The organism is Salinivibrio sp. MA351 (assembly GCF_001996065.1).
Classification (GTDB): Bacteria; Pseudomonadota; Gammaproteobacteria; order Enterobacterales; family Vibrionaceae; genus Salinivibrio; species Salinivibrio costicola.
Genome location: NZ_MUFG01000001.1, coordinates 20,070 through 38,765, shown reverse-complemented (window position 1 = coordinate 38,765; position 18,696 = coordinate 20,070). Strand labels below are relative to the sequence as shown.

Below are 18,696 nucleotides of genomic sequence, written 5' to 3'. Positions count from 1 at the left end.
TCGGTGCTGAGCGGTGATATCGCTTACATTTTATCGCTTTGCTGACCAGTGCAACACTGATTTCTCTTACTCTGTTGTCTCAGATCACGCGCCTTTATGGCTAACGGTATGATGATAAAACAGTAAATTTCTCTGCCCTTTTCTGGATATGGTGTGATAATTCGGCCATAGTGTGAAGTGCGGGTAACAAAACCTCCCGCATTGGCATCACGAGCAGGGAAATAATCCAACGATTGCAGATAGCGAGCCGATACGCTGGCGGGTTATCTGGCTCAGAAACTAATTGAATAAATAAAAGATTGATACTCAAGGAGTAGAAGCATGCTGATTTTGACTCGCCGTGTTGGCGAAACCTTGATGATTGGTGATGAAGTCACCGTCACTGTGTTGGGTGTAAAAGGTAACCAAGTACGTATTGGTGTGAATGCACCGAAAGATGTCTCTGTACACCGCGAAGAGATCTACATGCGTATTCAAGCCGAAAAAGGCGCGCCAGCCGGTAGTCAAAACGACTACTAACAAAGCAAAAGAGGTCGACCAGGGTCGGCCTTTTTTATGGTTGGTTTTCCCATAAAATCAAAATGAAACGGCGATAAAACCAACAATAAAAACACCTTGTGGGTGATAATTGTCCATTTGTTAGTAACAAGGCGACTTTTCCCCGAAAAGTGTTTGACATATATCTGGCTCAAAGTAATATGTGCACCCGCAGCGACGGTGAGGTGGCCGAGTGGCTGAAGGCGCTCCCCTGCTAAGGGAGTATACGGTTTGTAGCCGTATCGAGGGTTCGAATCCCTCCCTCACCGCCATGTTGTTGCAAGCAAGATAGATGCGCGTCCGTAGCTCAGCTGGATAGAGTACCTGGCTACGAACCAGGCGGTCGGAGGTTCGAATCCTCCCGGACGCGCCACTACTTGCGGTGAGGTGGCCGAGTGGCTGAAGGCGCTCCCCTGCTAAGGGAGTATACGGTTTGTAGCCGTATCGAGGGTTCGAATCCCTCCCTCACCGCCATTATCGACAAGCCTGCCTTGTGATAATTGCAGTAAAAGATGTGCGTCCGTAGCTCAGCTGGATAGAGTACCTGGCTACGAACCAGGCGGTCGGAGGTTCGAATCCTCCCGGACGCGCCATCACCTCCATGGAAGACCCGCAACACCGTTCATGATGAACATAAGATTGACGACACGCGCTCGTAGCTCAGCTGGATAGAGTACCTGGCTACGAACCAGGCGGTCGGAGGTTCGAATCCTCCCGAGCGCGCCATCTTCAATCTATGCAAATCCGTCAGCGCGTCCGTAGCTCAGCTGGATAGAGTACCTGGCTACGAACCAGGCGGTCGGAGGTTCGAATCCTCCCGGACGCGCCATTTTGCATTACCTCTTCCTTCTCCTTAATTCCCATTTCGCTATCTTTTCATTGTCACCCAAATCGACTTTTCCGTTTATTATTTTCGCTATCGCTATTGGACAGCGTATTGTGATACTGGAAAAACGCTTTTTCCAAAAATGGGATAGTGCGCCTCTATTGTTAGCCAAACCGTCAAAACCCGCTATGTACTAGGACGTTTCATCGCGCGATTAACGGACTTGGACGAGATAAATACGCCTTTTCGAGTGGCGGTTGTTCGCGTGCGATGAGCGCATCATGACCCGTGTTGTCAGGTAACAAAAACACAACACGAGATTGTCATTTATGCGAATTGTTAGTATTTTGAACGCCGATGATGAAATGGCCACCAAGATAAATGAATAATAACGGGCCATCCGCGCATCATTGTCAGTAAGAGTGAGTAACAAGGAAGAAACCATGGATTTAGGCGCGCTTTTAGAACAGGCAACGATGCTGATGTTAACCGGCATGGTTGTGGTATTTGTATTTCTTTCGGTATTAATTTTTTTGGTCCGCCAACTGGAACGTTTTGGTGACCCTACCCCCCCTGCCGCGGCGAAAGCGGCCGTTCAGCCCAAAGCCCAAGCAGCACCTGACGTATCGCAGCCTTCACCGGATGTCGTTGCCGCGATCACTGTCGCTGTCCAGCAGTACCGCCAACGCCATCGTTGAGTGGTAAGGCACATATAAAAAGGAGTTTGTTATGTCTACGCCGTTAGCTATTACCGATGTGGTATTGCGTGATGCCCATCAGTCGTTGTTTGCCACACGTCTGCGTTTGGACGATATGTTGCCGATTGCCGCCGAGCTCGATCAGATTGGGTTCTGGTCATTAGAAACATGGGGTGGCGCGACCTTTGATGCCTGTATTCGCTATTTGGGTGAAGACCCTTGGGTACGGTTGCGAGAGCTTAAAAAAGCCATGCCTAATACCCCGATGCAAATGCTTTTACGTGGGCAGAATCTCTTGGGTTACCGCCACTACGCCGATGATGTGGTATACAAGTTCGTTGAACGCGCTCATGCCAACGGTATGGATGTATTCCGCATCTTTGATGCCATGAATGATGTGCGTAACTTTCAAGCCGCTGTGGGTGCGGCAGTGGACGTAGGTGCCCACGCTCAGGGAACGATTTCTTACACCACTAGCCCTGTGCATACCATGGATACCTGGACCGATTTAGCCAAGCAGTTGGAAGATCTTGGCTGTCACTCTCTGTGCATCAAAGATATGTCCGGCCTGCTTAAACCTTATGAAGCGTATGAGCTCGTGAGCCGCATAAAATCGACCTGTGATATTCCCCTGTCGCTGCATTGTCATGCGACCACAGGGTTATCAACAGCAACGGCGGTTAAAGCAGTAGAAGCGGGGTTAGATGTCCTGGATACGGCCATTTCCTCAATGAGCCAAACTTATGGGCATACCCCGACTGAAACCGTTGTTGCGATGCTTGAAGGCACCGAGCGTGAAACTCACCTTGACCTGAATAAACTTGAATCGATTGCGGCTTACTTCCGTACCGTGCGGAAAAAATACGCCCAATTTGAAGGGCAGTTAAAAGGCGTCGACTCACGTATTTTGATCGCGCAAGTGCCCGGCGGTATGTTGACCAACATGGAAAGCCAGCTTAAAGAACAAGGCGCGGCTGACAAAATGGATGAGGTCTTAGACGAGATCCCGCGGGTGCGTGAAGACTTAGGATATATCCCCTTAGTTACGCCGACCTCACAAATTGTCGGATCGCAATCTGTCATTAATGTATTGACCGGCGAGCGTTATAAGAGCATTACTAAAGAGACTGCTGCGCTGTTAAAAGGCGAATACGGAAAAGCCCCCGCACCGGTCAATGCAAAATTACAAGCGCGCGTGCTTGACGGTGAACAAGCGATTACCTGCCGTCCGGCGGATAAATTAGCCCCCGAAATGGAAAACTTGACGCAGGCATTAACCGATAAAGCGTCGACAGAAGGTGTGAGTTTGGCGGAAGAGACGATTGACGATGTCCTCACTTACGCCTTGTTCCCACAAGTGGGTTGGAAATTCCTCCAAAATCGTGGCAATCCTGATGCGTTTGAACCGGTACCCACCGGAGACTCCACGCCGCCAGCAACGCCCGCGGCTAGCCCAGCGAGCCAAGTTGAGGTTGAAACTTACAGCGTGCGCGTTAATGGCCAGGTGTATCAAGTGGATGTCGGTCCCGATGGCGCACTAGGCGCGATCCAAACTGCTAACGATGTCGACAATGCGCCTACAGCACCGCGTGCCCCGGTGTCACAGCCGGCATCTACCCACGCAGAGCCAGTCACCGCACCGTTAGCGGGTAATATCTTTAAAGTCATGGTGACCGCCGGTGAGCATGTACAAGAAGGTGACGTTCTGATCATCCTAGAAGCGATGAAGATGGAAACCGAAGTCAGGGCTGCGCATGCTGGCACTGTCCAAGATGTACAAGTAAAAGAAGGCGACGCCGTGACTGTCGGCATGCCGCTTTTACATTTAGGATAAGAGGGCAGCATGGAAGGATTAATGATCCTGTGGTCGGAAACTGGACTGGCGAATTTCCAGTGGCCACAGCTGGTGATGATGGCCGTCGGTTGTCTGCTGCTCTTTCTTGCGATCCGACGTGGGTTTGAGCCTTTGCTTCTGTTGCCCATCGGGTTTGGGGCAATCTTGGCGAATATTCCCAACGCGGGTTTTAACGAGCCGGGCGGTTTGTTGTATTACGTCTACCATGTCGGGATTGATACGGGGGTTTTCCCGTTATTGATCTTTATGGGAGTGGGGGCGATGACCGACTTTGGTGCCTTGATTGCTAACCCGCGTACCTTGCTTTTAGGGGCGGCGGCGCAATTTGGCATTTTTGCTACCTTGTTCGGTGCTATCTTGCTCAATCTGGTCCCAGGCATGGAATTTAGCCTTCAAGATGCAGCATCAATTGCGATTATTGGTGGTGCGGATGGACCGACGGCCATCTTCTTGGCTAGCCGACTATCGCCGGATCTTCTTGGCGCGATTGCAGTCGCGGCCTATAGTTACATGGCGTTGGTGCCAATTATTCAACCGCCGATCATGAAGTTGTTCACCTCGCCACAAGAACGCCAAATTGAAATGAAACAGCTGCGTCATGTCTCGAAAACGGAGAAAGTGCTGTTTCCTTTAGCGGTCTTGATGATGACGATCTTATTCTTACCCTCCGCAACGCCCTTGGTTGGTATGTTTTGTCTGGGCAATCTGATGCGTGAGTGTGGCGTCGTCGATCGGTTATCGAGTACTGCGCAGAATGAGTTGATCAACATTGTGACCATTTTCTTGGGGCTTGCCGTTGGTTCCAAGCTAGAAGCGGATAAGTTTCTTCAGTTTGAAACCTTAGGGATCTTGGTGCTCGGAGCGGTCGCGTTCAGCATCGGCACCGGAACGGGCGTCTTAATGGCGAAGCTGCTTAACCGGTTTAGCCGCGATCCTATCAACCCACTGATTGGCGCGGCCGGCGTCTCTGCCGTGCCAATGGCTGCGCGCGTGGTGAATAAGGTTGGACTGGATGCCAATCCACATAACTTCCTGCTGATGCATGCGATGGGACCGAATGTGGCTGGCGTGCTTGGCTCGGCTGTCGCAGCGGGGATATTGTTGGCGTTAGTCGGATAGCCGTGCGATGTGAATATAGAGACAAACCGTAGCAAAAACAAAACACGTGAACAGTGAAAAGAAAACAGCGGCAGGCATTGAGTCTGTCGCTGTTTTTGTTAAGACTAGGGGTTTACGCGTTGCGATGACCCTGTGCTTTTTTATTATCTGCGCTATCAAATTTATTACCTGCGCCATGAAAGCATAATGGCATGCGAAAGGAGTCAATATGTCGAATAACTTGTCTCTTGCGATTACCGAATTCGGTGCGCCAGAGGTTCTCTCCCCAGTAAACCGTGCTATCCCCTCACCGTCGGAAGAGCAGGTGTTAATTCAGGTAAAAGCCGCGGGCGTGAACCCGATCGATGCTAAAACCCGTGCCGGACTGGGTTGGGCGGCGGAACATAACCAAGATAAGCTGCCTTGGGTACCCGGTTACGATGTGGCCGGTGTGGTGGTGGCAAACGGCACCAACGAAAGTAAGTTTGATGTGGGGGATCGCGTGGCAGGAATGATTGGTTTCCCGACCGAGGGAGGGGGATATAGCCAGTATGTGGCTGCCGACGCCGGACTGCTTTCCACGGTACCACCCAGTGTCCCAATGGTGGATGCTGCCGCGGTACCACTTGCCGGGCTCACGGCGTGGCAAGCGCTCGAGCATGTCAAACTCGCCCGTGACGAAAAAATACTGATTTTGGCGGGGGCCGGGGGAGTGGGCCACCTTGCGGTACAATTAGCAGTAAGAACGGGGGCTCAGGTGTATGCGACAGCATCGCCGGGCAACCATGAATTTTTGCGCCAGCTAGATGCGAAACCGATAGACTATCACCAGGCACATTGGGCGACAGCGCAGGGCGAGTTTGATGTACTGATTGATTTGGTCGGTGGCGATACGGGCATTGAAGCACTTGCGAGCCTAAAAACCGGTGGACGTGTGGTCACGGTGCCGACCAATACACGTGATATGATCACCGCTGCTGCGGCCGAGCGAGGATTAAAAGCCACGGGGATGCTGGTTGAGCCCAACACCTGGCAAACTCAGCGCTTGCTTGACATGCTTGATCAAGGCGAGCTTCATATTGATATTGCCGCTGTCTACCCTCTAGAACAAGGGGCGCAAGCCCATAAAGCGCTCGAGTCTGGTCATACACGCGGTAAGCGACTATTAGAAATGCCGTCGTCGTAACAACCATGGACGACTGGTCGGCGTTGGCGACACTGTTTGTCACCAGCTTTTTGAGTGCCACTTTGTTGCCAGGTGGTTCAGAAGCGAATTTGGTTTACTTATTAACTCAGCAACAGTTTGCTGATGGCGTAATTGTAGCTATTGCGACCGTCGGAAACACCCTTGGAGGCATGACCAACTATGCCATCGGCCGTTGGATTCCGGATTATCAGCCGCACCAACGCTGGCATCGTCGTGCGCACTTGGGACTGCAACGTTATGGTTATGCGGCTTTATTATTGAGTTGGGTCCCCATCATTGGCGACCCTTTGTGCGTGGTCGCCGGTTGGCTACGTTTGCGTCAATCATGGTGTTGGGCGGTTATCTTTATCGCCAAAGCATCGCGTTACATGGTTATTGTTTGGTCATTTAATTGGGTCACTGGGTAGGAATCATCATATGCAACGCTTATTGTTCGTCGCTGTTCTCGTTTTATCCGTTCTGACAGGGTGTCAGCGACTGGAAACATCGCCTCCTGCTACGCCAAAGGGGGTGACCTGGATAGAAACAGTCTCGCCACCACCGGGCAGTGCCCAAGTGCCTTATCAACAGTTTACGCTCGATAACGGGCTGACTGTTTTGCTGCACCAAGACCACTCCGATCCCTTAGTCAGTGTCGACATGCGCTATCATGTTGGCTCTGCGCGTGAGGAGCCTGGCAAATCCGGCTTTGCGCACTTTTTCGAACATATGATGTTTGAAGGCTCAGAGCACGTTGACGATCATGGTAAGCGTATCAAAGAAGTCGGTGGCTATAACAATGGCTCGACCAACCGCGATACTACCCAGTATTATCAAACGGTGCCGGCTAATGAATTAGAACGTGTACTTTGGTTAGAATCCGATCGCATGGGTTTTCTGTTGGATGCCGTGTCGCAGCGTAAGTTTGAAGTGCAGCGTGATACGGTGAAAAACGAGCGAGCCTTTCGGATAGACAATGTTCCCTATGGCCGCGTTAACGAAACCATTAATCAAGCGCTATACCCCGAAGGTCATCCTTATTCATGGCCGGTGATTGGTTACGTGGAAGATTTAGACCGCGTTGATGTCGATGACCTCAAGCAATTCTTTTTACGTTGGTACGGTCCCAACAATGCCACCTTGACCATTGGTGGGGATATTGATGTACAACAAACCTTAGCGTGGGTGAAAAAGTACTTTGGTGACATCCCGCAAGGGCCAACTATCCCCGCGGCAGACCCTCAGCCTGTCACTCTGGAAGCCGATCGATTTGTCACTTTAGAAGATAAAGTGTCGCAGCCTGTTTTGATCATGAGCTTCCCCACCAGTACGCCTGAGACAGACACCAGTACGCGTCTGAGTGTCCTGGCCAATGTGTTGGGACAAGGGCGAGATAGTGTCCTTTACCAATCATTGGTGCAAACGGGAAAACTGCTTAGTGCAGGCGCATCGCATCAGTGCGGTGAGCTTGCATGCACCTTCGAGATCTATGGTGTCGGCAGTCAAGATCAGTCGTTAGCTGAGGTGCGCACGCTACTGCGCCAGAGCATGGCGACATTTGCGGCGCAAGGCGTTGACCAAGACGATATCAGCCAAATCAAAGCCATGGTAGAAGCGGATAACATTTTTGCCCTACAAAGCGTCGATGGCAAAGTAGAACAACTGGCCAGTGACTATACGTTGCATGACGACGCAAGCATACTGACACAACGCCTAGCCCGTTTGGATGCTGTAACGCCTCAAAAGGTGATGGACAGTTATCAACAGTGGGTAAGCAATCAACCTGCTGTTAACCTCAGTGTGGTGCCTGAAGGGCGTCAAGATTTGGTCGCTTATCCGGCAAACTTTGTCTATCAGCGCCCTGATTATCGCCACGTCGCTAGCCAAAATAATGCGGATACACTGGCGTTACGCAACACGCCTGAACGCTTTGACCGCAGCCTGATCCCGCCCCCGAATGGAAGCGTGACTGTCCATGTTCCTACTATTTATCGCGCGGATCTCGACAATGGTATTCACCTGGCAGGCACTGTCAGTCGCGAGACCCCCACGGTGACCTTGCAACTTCGCTTGCCGGCAGGTGTGTTGATGGAGCCGAATGATAAGCGTGGTATCGCCGAGCTCACGGCTAGTATGATCAGAGAAGGCGGCGCGGGAATGTCGGCCGCGGAATTAACCCAAGCGCTAGATAAACTTGGCAGTCAGATGAGTGTTAATCCAGAGGCTTATCATACGACATTGACCGTGACATCCTTGAAAAAGCATCTGGGAGAGACGCTTCAATTAGTGAATAAGGTGATCAGTGCACCGACGTTTGCGGAGCAAGATTTTGAGCGGCTCAAAAAACAAGCATTAGAGGGAATGGCGTCACGCGCCGACGATGCGGGCTGGTTGGCAGATCAGGCTATTAGCCAATTGCTTTATCAAGATGCAACCTTCCGTGCCCCGCAAGGTGGTGTGGCAGAAGACGTTACCGCGCTCACCCTTGCCGACGTTAAACGCTTTTATCAACAGCATTATGTGTTGAAAGAAAGTCAGCTTGTCGTGGTGGGTGATTTGTCCCGTGAGCATGCGATCAATCTCGCTAACCGGATTCAACCTTGGCAACCGACTCCTGAGGGGCATGCTCAAGTAGCAAGGCCCGTGCCTCGAGACGAAAAAAGTCCACAAATTTGGTTAGTGGATAAACCACAAGCGCCACAAACCAGTATTCGTATGATACGTCATGGCATGCCTTACGACGCAACCGGCCCCATGTTTAAAACCCGCTTAGCTAACTTTAATCTCGGCGGAAACTTTAATGCCCGCATCAACCAAAACTTACGCCAAGATAAAGGTTACACCTACGGCGCCCACAGTGCTGTGTATGGTGGTCGTCAAACTGGGACCATTGAAGTCGGTGCCGATGTGCGTGCGGATGCCAGTGCCGAGGCCATTAAAGAGCTTTGGAAAGAAATGGCCCACGCGCACGAAAATGGATTTACTGAGCAAGAGCTTGCCTATTTACGTCAATCGAGCGGCCAGCAGGATGCACTCAATTATGAAACACCGTGGGAAAAAGCGGGCTTGATTGCGCACATTGAGGCGTTTAATTTGGATGACGACTATCGTGAAGCCCAAAAAGCCATGCTGTATTCACTGACACGCCAACAACTAAATGCCCAAGCATCGCGCTGGTTCGATCCTAACGACTACCAAATCATCGTGGTTGGCGATGCAGAGCGTTTGGAAGGGGATCTGCGTCAACTTGGCTTGCCAGTCAATAGGCTGGCGTTAGATTACCGTTAATACGGATTGGATAAACTTACCCCGCTGCGTGATGGCTTTTGAGCAATAGCTTGTTTATATTGACCACCACGCAGCATACAAATAAGAGATACATTTTGACTGATTTCACCCAGCGGTTAGCGCGGTTAGCGCAAAACCCAGACGCATTAAAGGGGATAGCCCGAGGGCTCGAGCGTGAAGCACTTCGTATTACACCGAATGGTCACTTAGCGCAAACTGCGCACCCAGACGCACTTGGCGCCGCATTGACGCATCGTTGGATTACCACCGATTTCGCCGAGTCGTTATTGGAATTTATTACTCCAGTCAACACCTCGGTGAAAGGGATGTTAGACGAGTTGCAGGATATTCATCGTTTTACCTATCAACAGATGGATGATGAACAGCTCTGGCCGATGTCAATGCCTTGTGTGGTCGCATCGGAAGACGATATTACTTTGGCGCAATATGGCAGCTCGAATATTGGTCGGATGAAAACGCTTTATCGGCAGGGACTCAAGCACCGTTATGGCAGTGTGATGCAAGTGATCTCGGGCGTGCATTTTAATATCTCACTCCCTGAGGCGTTTTGGCAGCACCTGTATCACTCAGAGACTGTTAGCCAAGCTGCGGTGACACAAGGCTATTTTGATTTGATCCGTAATTACTACCGCCATGGTTGGATGATCCCTTACCTGTTTGGTGCATCACCGGCTTTGTGTGGATCCTTTATCAAACATACTGACAGTCCGCTGGCGTTTGAGCATATGCCATCGGGAACCTGTTACTTGCCGTATGCAACGTCCCTGCGTTTGAGTGATTTAGGCTATACCAACAACGCCCAAGCCGACTTGAAAATAGGCTTTAATACATTAGAGCAATATTTAGAAGGATTACGTCGCGCTATTCGTACCCCTTCGCAGCAATTTGCACAGTTGGGGATTCGTGACGGTGAAACCTATCGACAACTCAATACCAATATGCTGCAAATTGAGAATGAGCTTTATGCTCCGATTCGACCAAAGCGTAATGCGGAAAGCGGCGAAAAGCCGACCGAAGCACTAAGCCGCGGCGGAGTAGAGTACATAGAAGTCCGCTCACTAGATGTGAATCCTTACAGCCCTATTGGCATTGAAGAAGATCAAGTGCATTTTCTCGATTTATTTGTGTCTTGGTGTGCGTTATCGCCCTCCGACCCCATGTCCGATCCGGAACTGAATTGCTGGCGGGATAACTGGAATAAAATTGTACTTGAAGGGCGAAAACCCGGCTTAACCTTAACCACAGGGTGCAATGGCGGTACCTTAACTCAGGCCGAGTGGGGACGTCAGGTGATGGCAGAGCTGAAACAATTAGCCAAAGTGATGGATCAGACCGTTGGTGATAGCCGCTATGAGCGCGTATGCGACAAAATGATTGCGTGTTTTGATAACCCCGAACTAACCTTATCAGGGCGTGTGCTGGCAGACGTGATTGCGCAAGGCGGAATTGGTGGTGTTGGTCTAAGCTTGGCGAGTGAGCACAAGAAGGCATTGGCTGATGTGCCGTATCAGGTTCACAGTGATGTCGACTTTCTCCGAGAAGCCGAAGACAGTATGGCACGTCAAAAAGCGGTAGAAGCCAGTGACACACAAAGCTTTGAGCAGTTTCTAAACGCTTATTTCAAAGATGTGCCGATGGCAGAAAGCTGGTAACTGGAATAATGGCGATGAGCAGGACGCGTATTCTCAACCGATTCGGGATAATCACCGCCATGATATTGTTACCCGGGTGCGCGACGCCGCCACCGGATAACCCCAGCAATGTCTGTACGATTTTTGAGCAAAATCCTGACTGGTTTGAGGCGGCCGTCGAGATGGAAGACAGCTGGGGGACGCCTATTCAGGTCGCGATGGCATTTGTGAAGCAAGAAAGCGCGTTCGTTCACGATGCTTTGCCTCCACGTGACTATGTATTAGGCATTTTACCCTGGGGGCGAGTGAGCAGCGCATATGGTTATGCGCAAGCACAAGACCCCGCGTGGTCAGACTATCAAAAAGCCACAGACAATGGCGGCTCTCGCACCGACTTTGCCGATGCGTTACAGTTTATAGGCTGGTACACATCAGAAACGCATCGTCAGCTTGGGGTGTCGCAATGGGATGTTTACCGGCAATATTTAGCTTACCATGAAGGAAGAGGCGGATTTCAACGTGGCTCATTTGAGCGAAAACCAGGGCTCAAACGGGTGGCGCGTAAAGTCGAACAACAAGCAAAGGACTACGGTTGGCAGCTAAAAGGGTGCCGGCAACGACTAGAAGACAATCTGAGCTGGTGGCCATTTTAAGGCCGCAGTGATGAATGAAGGAGGAAAGATGCCACTACTAGATAGCTTCACGGTTGACCATACCCGCATGAATGCACCGGCGGTACGGGTCGCAAAAACCATGCAAACGCCCAGCGGTGACACCATCACTGTGTTTGATTTGCGTTTTTGTCGTCCCAATGAACAGCACTTAACCGAAAAAGGGATCCATACCTTGGAGCACCTTTTCGCTGGCTTTATGCGTAATCATCTGAATAGTGACAAGGTGGAGATCATCGATATCTCACCGATGGGCTGCCGCACCGGTTTTTATATGAGCTTGATTGGCGAGCCCCAAGAGTCGGAGGTTGCTAAAGCATGGGAGCTTGCGATGGAAGATGTCCTTATTGTTCCTTCGCAAGATAAAATTCCGGAGCTTAACGAATATCAATGTGGTACTTATGAGATGCATTCGTTGAATGAAGCCAAAGATATTGCTCGTGCAATCATAGATGCAGGTGTGACCGTCAACAAAAATGATGATCTATCGCTGCCCGAATCGATGTTGCAAACGTTGCGCGTCGATTAAAACGCGACCAGTCATCCCTTTGCGGTAACACTGCCTTCTGTGTTACCGCCCCCCTCCCGATTTGAGTGTTCTTTTCATTATTTTTGTCTCAATAGCTAGATAAACCCAAGAGAAGTGTAGGCGTCGTTGCAGCTTTTTTGCCTGTTCAAGCACGCTTCTGCATTTTGTCGCTGCGTATTCGCCTGGGTTTCGCTAAGCTGACAACTGAAATCGACCATCAAAAAAGGCTGTGAAACCCAAAGTGAGTTTACGCACAAGACATCATATTCGGCCCATCAGTATGTATCATTACCTGCTAGGTATCATGTTGTTGGTGACGGTGCCGAGTGCGCAAGCGTCGTTAAATGGCTATTGGTCATATGACGAGTTTCTTGCACGGTATCCTGAGCAAAAAGCGCTGACGGCAACACTCGATAAACAAGTGCAAGCCGATCCTGCGCCAATGCAACGTGCGCTGGCACCGATAAAAATTTCAGTGGTCGTGCCGGGTCAGCAAATCTCTGATTATTGGCAGCGTAATGTGCGAGCGTTCGAACGTCGCTTACAAGCGCTTAATATTCCTTATCAGTTAAAAGAAGTCACAACACGACCGAACAACGACATACGAGAACAAAGTGCGTCTTTGTATGCGGCGCTGCGTGACGGTGCCGACTATCTTGTGTTTACCTTAAACAGTGTTCGTCACCGTAAGTTTATTAATCATGTGCTATCACAGAAAAAAACCAAGCTCATATTGCAAAATATCACCACACCGGTAAAAGCGTGGCAAGGTAATCAGCCTTTTCTCTACGTGGGGTTTGACCATCAGCGCGGCAGTCAGCTACTGGCTGATTATTATCAAACGCGTTATCCGAAAGGGGCAAGTTACTCGGTGTTGTTTTTTTCTCAAGGTTATGTGAGTGATGCACGTGGGGACACTTTTATTGAAACCATGAGTCGCCATGGTGATAGTCAATTGGTCTCGGCTTATTACACCAAAGGTGACCAACATTCTGGTTATCAGGCAGCCAAAGCCATGTTAAACAATAATCCGCAACTCGACTTTATTTATGCTTGCGCGACGGATGTGGCGTTTGGGGCAATCAAAGCGCTTGAAGAGTTGGGAAGAGAGGAAGTTGGTGTTAACGGTTGGGGAGGCGGGTCCGCTGAATTGGATGCTGTTATGTCAGGACAACTAGACGCAACCGTGATGCGTATGAACGATGATACCGGGGTGGCGATGGCTGAAGCCATCAAACGCGATCTACAACAAAAAGCTGTGCCTGTTGTGTACTCAGGTCGGTTTAACGTCGTCACTCAATATGATGATCCGGATCGAATAGAAAAACTTAAGCAACATGCATTTAGATACTCGGATTAGATCATGCCCACCCTTGGCTCACCTAAATTATCACTATCGCAATTACTGACTCGCTTGATTGTGGTCTTCTTCTTATGTGTGACCGCGGGCGTTTACATACAAAGTTACCAGTTGACCTTGGCGGGGATTAATCAAGAGATTAGCCGTACTTTGGTACAAACTTCTCGTCTATTGCAAAACGTCTTTGATAGTCGCTTAACGGCACTACAAATTCATCAAAATACCAATGCTGCAAGTATGACACTCCAATCACTGGTCGCCAGTGAAGACAGTGACGCACTTGATGACTATTTTATCGAACAAGAGCAACAAGATGTTGCAAATACCCCTGACTTTCGTTTTATCGCTAAAGACGACCGTGTGTTATGGCATGATGGCAGTAGCTTGTTTCACGGTATTGATAATGAGGGATTGGATCAGCTGCGTTTGCAATTACGAAGTATTAATCGTTGGACCTTAACCACTGTCACCACGGATACAGAGCAAGGTTATTTACTGATGCGGAAAACGCCGATCGTTTTTCAATCAAACGGTAAACTCGGCGGATATTTGTATGTGGTCGTGATGCTGAATGGCAACTTTTCGTTTGTGAAAAGTTTGCAGCGTGCCAGTGACACTCAGGCGGTATGGCTATCGGCAGACAATGCAACCTTAGCATCTACTCTTAGTGGTAACGATGACATAGGCAAGGCGTTAACGTTGCCGAGCGAGGAGAGCAGTCAAGCGTTTCGGCACTACTTAGTGAGCCAATCCAAGCTTCGCATCGGCGGTGAGTCAACCAAAATTTCATTGTTATCGGCGCAACGTAATGACAATGTTGTCACATTACAGCGGCAAATGGGCATCAACTTATTGCTCACTACCCTAATCATTATTATCGCCGCTTTTTGGGTCAATCGTTTTGTGAAAACTCGGGTCGCGGATTCGCTCGATAGGCTAATGCGATATAGCCAAGGGGCGCGATCACGTCAACGTACCTTGCCGTTTGCCGGATCCGATATTGAAGAGTTTAATCACATCGGTAAAACTTTAGAGTCGACTTTTCATGCGCTGCACGAGAAAGAGCGCTCCCTACAAGATTTATTTGATTACGCGCTATCACCGATTATTGTTTGGGACACGGACTTTGCTATCACCCGTATCAATCCAGCAGCCAAGTTGAAGCTGAACTATGATGAACAAATCCATGCCTCAAGCTGGTTGTATGATCAGTTTATGTATGCCATCTCTCCTCATCTAAAGCGCGCGGTTAATGGGACCATCCTCAAAGGGGTCAATATTGAGATTGACCGTCGCGTTTACCGCTGGAATCTTGCACCTTTAATGGTTGATAACCAAGTCAAAGCGGTGATCGGCCAAGGTCAAGAAATTACATCTCTTATCGAAGCCGAGCAACAAAGCCAGCGAGCCAAAGAAGCAGCGGAAGCCTCCGCGCGCGCTAAATCAGAGTTCTTAGCCAAAATGAGCCATGAAATACGCACGCCGCTTAACGGCATTTTGGGGATCACGCAAATATTAAATGATAGAGCTGAGGATAAGGCACAAAAAGACCTACTTGGTAGTTTATACCAAAGTGGTGAGCACTTACTCACAGTACTCAATGATATCCTCGATTTGTCTAAGATTGAACAAGGTAAAATGACCATCGAGTATGGGGAGTTTTATCTCCAAGATATCATTCGCACGGTGGAGAATATTTACACACCGCTTTGTGAAAGCAAGTCTATCTTATTGAATATCGATGCACCGATTGCGGCTGATACCATGGTGCGCTCGGATCAGTCCCGCCTCACACAAATCTTATTCAACCTAATGAGTAATGCGATAAAATTTACTCATGCAGGGCAGGTTGGGCTGACGGTCACCCTAGCGCAACGTGAAGTAGAAAAAACAGACGGGAATGAAAATTCGTCAGATCAATCTACATTGCGTCAATCTACATGGCGTCAATCTACATTGCGTCAATATACATTGCGTCTCGTAGTGAGTGATACCGGGATAGGAATGAACCAGCAGGCGCTTGAGTCTTTGTTCGATCCCTTTGTACAAGCGGATTCCAGTGTGACGCGGACTTACGGTGGTAGCGGCCTGGGCCTGTCGATTGTTAAAAGTCTATTAGACTTGCTGGAAGGTGACATTGATGTGACCAGTGAGCCAGATAAAGGCAGCCGCTTTGTGGTCGAGGTGCCGCTCACCTTGGTGGACAATAAACCGGCCAAGGCGCCAGAAAACGAGCCTTTCGATCCTGTGTCGCTCGGCATCAAGCGCGTCTTATTGGTTGAGGATAATAAGATTAATGCTATGGTCGCCCAAGCATTTTGCCATAAATATCATATTGAGGTGGAGTGGGTGAAAGATGGAGAACAAGCATTAGCGCGCCTTCAGCAAGTGCAGTATGACTTGGTGTTGATGGACAACCATATGCCCAATCTTGGTGGCGTAGAAGCAACGCAGGCCATACGGCAAACGCTCGGGTTAAGTGTCCCCATCTACGCTTGCACGGCCGATGCGTATGGCAGCGTGCATGACGCTTTTTACCAAGCAGGCGCGGATTACATCATCGTCAAACCGATTAAAGAAGCCAGCTTTATCGAGGCGCTCCGCCACTTAAAGCTCCGTCACTTAAAACATGGCGCACACGCTGACTCATGAGTGTGAGAGTTAACGTTGTGCGCTGCATGGTCTAAACACTAATATTGGCGTCGGGTTGGTCTGTAGGGAGGACTTTGACTTGCTTGATCATATTGTCGGCAACATCGACAATTTCAATATGGTGACCATCAATTTCAATGCTCAAGCGGCTTTTAGGGATATCCTCCAAGTGCTCGAGGATTAAACCATTGAGGGTACGGGGGCCGTCAGTGGGTAAGGTCCAGTTAAGACTCTTATTCAAATCGCGAATATTGGCGCTACCTTCAATCAAATAGCCACCATCGGTCAATGACGTAATCTCTTCGGCCAAGCTCGGTGATAAAGAGGTGGTAAACTCACCCACGATCTCTTCGAGAATATCTTCTAACGTCACTAGGCCAATCATGTCGCCGTATTCGTCTACCACTAAGCCGATACGTTGCTTATTACGCTGAAATTTAAGCATTTGTACGTTCAGTGGCGTGCCTTCCGGAATAAAATAGACTTCATCGGCGGCGCGAAGCAGCGTCTCTTTATTAAATTCGTTTTTCTCAACCATCAGGCGATAGGCTTTGCGGACGCGCAGCATCCCAACCACCTCGTCGATGGTATCGCGATATAACACCATTCTTCCATGCGGGGCATGCGTGAATTGGCGCATGATGGACTTCCAGTCATCATTGATATTAATCCCAGTGATCTCATTGCGTGGCACCATGATGTCATCCACGGTCACCTCTTCAAGCTCTAGAATCGATAGCAACATATGCTGGTGACGACGGGGGATCAAACTACCGGCTTCGTTGACAATGGTTCGCAGCTCTTCGGTGCTTAGATTATCCTTGCCGTCGGCTTTAGCGCCTATTCCTAACAAGCGCAAAAAGCCATTGGTGATAAAGTTCACTAGGCTAACAAGCGGATAAAACACCTTCATTAGGATGGTGAGCAAATGGCTGCTAATAAACGATACGCGCTCTGGATAAAGAGCAGCCAGCGTTTTGGGCGTGACTTCGGCAAACACCAGGATCACCATCGTTAATACACCGGTTGCGATCGCAATCCCTGCGTCGCCATACAAACGTAACCCTAGGACGGTCGCGATTGAAGAGGCAAGAATATTTACCAGGTTATTACCGATCAGAATAAGCCCAATCAATCGGTCTGGCCGAGTAAGCAGTTTTTCGACCCGCTTAGCGCCACTGTGGCCTGATTTAGAGAGGTGGCGCAACCGGTACCGATTAAGTGCCATCATGCCTGTCTCAGACCCGGAAAAATAACCGGAAATGACGATAAGCAATACCAAAAGGGAAATTAATATTCCCGTCGATATGTCGTCCAACGAACTGTTCCTTACGTTTGTTTTAAAATCAGAGCGTGTGCTCGAGTGTTTACGCTAAATGCGCGTAATCAATAGACTGCAATCAATATCTCACGAACAAACCGGCTACCAAAGTAGGCCAGAGTAAGGAGAAACGCGCCCACGATACTAAACCAGACCACCCGACGTCCACGCCAGCCGGACTGATAATGCCCCCAAAGGAGCACACCATAGACTCCCCAAGCGGCCATCGAGAGGAAGGCTTTGTGCGCTTTTCCTTGCGCGAACATGTCATCGACAAAGACAAAACCAGAGATTAGAGTGAGTGTTAATAATACTTGTCCGACTAAAATGATGTTGAAAAGCTGACGCTCCACCATCATTAAAGGAGGAACATTATGATTAATCACCTGGCGCTTTTTGTGTTTGAGCTGATAATCCAGCCAAGCCAATTGCAATGCGTACAGGGTAGCAATCATCAATGTTGAGTATGAAAACAGAGCCAGAGAAATGTGTAATAGCACCTCTGGGTGTGATTCAAGATGTGTAATAAAGGCACCGGGCAGCAGGGTCGCGCTCGCAAGGTTTAGTCCTGCAAAGGCATAAACCACCGGCAGCAAGAACCATAGCCGCAATCGGAAAATTAGCCCGGTCGTCATCATCGCAATGATAAAACTCACCAAGGAGGCGACGTTGAGCATGCTAAGATTCTGCCCACTTCCTGATAAAATCAGATCTTTGAGCAGATAAGCATGTAACGCCAGCGCAGCCAGTGCGGTGAAAAAGACCGGCTTCGCACTAATTTGATTGTTGCTGGACAAGCCGGGGATGATCTGCAAAATGGCGGCCAGATAAAGCAGTGATGCCAACAAGGCTGTCAGAATTTCCATCGTCACCGATCAGTCAGTTAATCAATAAGAATGAAGGTGTGAGTATACCTTGCCTCAATCTCTGTCGCTATCGATACATGCAAGTGATGGGGGGATTGCGGTATAATCTCAGTAATTTCGCGACAGCGATTGCACCCAGATGAAAAATCATGGGCCA

General features: G+C 49.5%; 14 protein-coding genes and 6 tRNA genes. 18 read left to right on the top strand and 2 right to left on the bottom strand.

The features are described from left to right. Nucleotides 1–321: 321 nt before the first annotated feature. The 18 genes from csrA (at nucleotide 322) to BZG78_RS00105 (ending at nucleotide 16,352) form a co-directional block, all read left to right on the top strand. Nucleotides 322–519 (top strand): carbon storage regulator CsrA, encoded by a 198-nt coding sequence (csrA, locus tag BZG78_RS00190; protein ID WP_021022078.1) that lies wholly within the window; start codon nucleotides 322–324, stop codon nucleotides 517–519. A gap of 197 nt (nucleotides 520–716) precedes the next feature. Then, a tRNA-Ser gene (locus tag BZG78_RS00185) sits at nucleotides 717–809 on the top strand. A 24-nt stretch (nucleotides 810–833) separates the two neighbouring features. After that, nucleotides 834–910: transfer RNA gene (locus BZG78_RS00180), tRNA-Arg, on the top strand. Nucleotides 911–918: 8 nt separating this feature from the next. Further along, nucleotides 919–1,011, top strand: a tRNA-Ser gene (locus tag BZG78_RS00175). Between the two features lie 42 nt (nucleotides 1,012–1,053). Next, nucleotides 1,054–1,130 (top strand) — tRNA-Arg (locus BZG78_RS00170). A gap of 56 nt (nucleotides 1,131–1,186) precedes the next feature. After that, nucleotides 1,187–1,263, top strand: a tRNA-Arg gene (locus tag BZG78_RS00165). A 26-nt stretch (nucleotides 1,264–1,289) separates the two neighbouring features. Beyond that, a tRNA-Arg gene (locus BZG78_RS00160) sits at nucleotides 1,290–1,366 on the top strand. A gap of 440 nt (nucleotides 1,367–1,806) precedes the next feature. Next, complete coding sequence (locus BZG78_RS00155) at nucleotides 1,807–2,061, top strand: OadG family transporter subunit (protein ID WP_077660058.1); 255 nt, start codon at nucleotides 1,807–1,809, stop codon at nucleotides 2,059–2,061. 31 nt (nucleotides 2,062–2,092) lie between these two features. After that, on the top strand, nucleotides 2,093–3,895 hold the full coding sequence (oadA, locus tag BZG78_RS00150) for a sodium-extruding oxaloacetate decarboxylase subunit alpha (RefSeq protein WP_077459774.1): 1,803 nt from the start codon (nucleotides 2,093–2,095) through the stop codon (nucleotides 3,893–3,895). Nucleotides 3,896–3,904: 9 nt separating this feature from the next. Next, a complete protein-coding gene (locus BZG78_RS00145) occupies nucleotides 3,905–5,035 on the top strand; it encodes a sodium ion-translocating decarboxylase subunit beta (RefSeq protein WP_021022074.1) in 1,131 nt (376 codons plus the stop codon). A 208-nt stretch (nucleotides 5,036–5,243) separates the two neighbouring features. Then, nucleotides 5,244–6,200 (top strand): NADP-dependent oxidoreductase, encoded by a 957-nt coding sequence (locus BZG78_RS00140; protein ID WP_077660057.1) that lies wholly within the window; start codon nucleotides 5,244–5,246, stop codon nucleotides 6,198–6,200. Between the two features lie 5 nt (nucleotides 6,201–6,205). Next, the gene (locus BZG78_RS00135) at nucleotides 6,206–6,628 is read left to right on the top strand and encodes a YqaA family protein (protein ID WP_021022072.1); all 423 of its coding nucleotides are present in this window, start codon (nucleotides 6,206–6,208) and stop codon (nucleotides 6,626–6,628) included. A gap of 10 nt (nucleotides 6,629–6,638) precedes the next feature. Then, complete coding sequence (locus BZG78_RS00130) at nucleotides 6,639–9,488, top strand: pitrilysin family protein (protein ID WP_077660056.1); 2,850 nt, start codon at nucleotides 6,639–6,641, stop codon at nucleotides 9,486–9,488. 95 nt (nucleotides 9,489–9,583) lie between these two features. Next, nucleotides 9,584–11,161, top strand: coding sequence for a glutamate--cysteine ligase (gene gshA, locus BZG78_RS00125; protein ID WP_021022070.1), 1,578 nt, complete (start codon nucleotides 9,584–9,586; stop codon nucleotides 11,159–11,161). A gap of 14 nt (nucleotides 11,162–11,175) precedes the next feature. Beyond that, nucleotides 11,176–11,793: a hypothetical protein gene (locus tag BZG78_RS00120; protein ID WP_077660164.1), complete on the top strand. Its 618-nt coding sequence runs from the start codon at nucleotides 11,176–11,178 to the stop codon at nucleotides 11,791–11,793. Between the two features lie 28 nt (nucleotides 11,794–11,821). Next, complete coding sequence (luxS, locus tag BZG78_RS00115) at nucleotides 11,822–12,340, top strand: S-ribosylhomocysteine lyase (protein ID WP_021022068.1); 519 nt, start codon at nucleotides 11,822–11,824, stop codon at nucleotides 12,338–12,340. Nucleotides 12,341–12,620: 280 nt separating this feature from the next. Beyond that, the gene (locus tag BZG78_RS00110; RefSeq protein ID WP_021022067.1) at nucleotides 12,621–13,700 is read left to right on the top strand and encodes a substrate-binding domain-containing protein; all 1,080 of its coding nucleotides are present in this window, start codon (nucleotides 12,621–12,623) and stop codon (nucleotides 13,698–13,700) included. A gap of 3 nt (nucleotides 13,701–13,703) precedes the next feature. Further along, nucleotides 13,704–16,352 (top strand): LuxQ periplasmic sensor domain-containing protein, encoded by a 2,649-nt coding sequence (locus tag BZG78_RS00105; protein ID WP_077660055.1) that lies wholly within the window; start codon nucleotides 13,704–13,706, stop codon nucleotides 16,350–16,352. A gap of 31 nt (nucleotides 16,353–16,383) precedes the next feature. Here BZG78_RS00105 and BZG78_RS00100 read toward each other — a convergent pair whose 3' ends face one another. Both BZG78_RS00100 and BZG78_RS00095 read right to left on the bottom strand, forming a co-directional pair. After that, nucleotides 16,384–17,670: a CNNM domain-containing protein gene (locus BZG78_RS00100; protein WP_077646079.1), complete on the bottom strand. Its 1,287-nt coding sequence runs from the start codon at nucleotides 17,668–17,670 to the stop codon at nucleotides 16,384–16,386. 68 nt (nucleotides 17,671–17,738) lie between these two features. Beyond that, complete coding sequence (locus tag BZG78_RS00095; protein WP_077660054.1) at nucleotides 17,739–18,539, bottom strand: inner membrane protein YpjD; 801 nt, start codon at nucleotides 18,537–18,539, stop codon at nucleotides 17,739–17,741. Nucleotides 18,540–18,696: the final 157 nt, after the last annotated feature.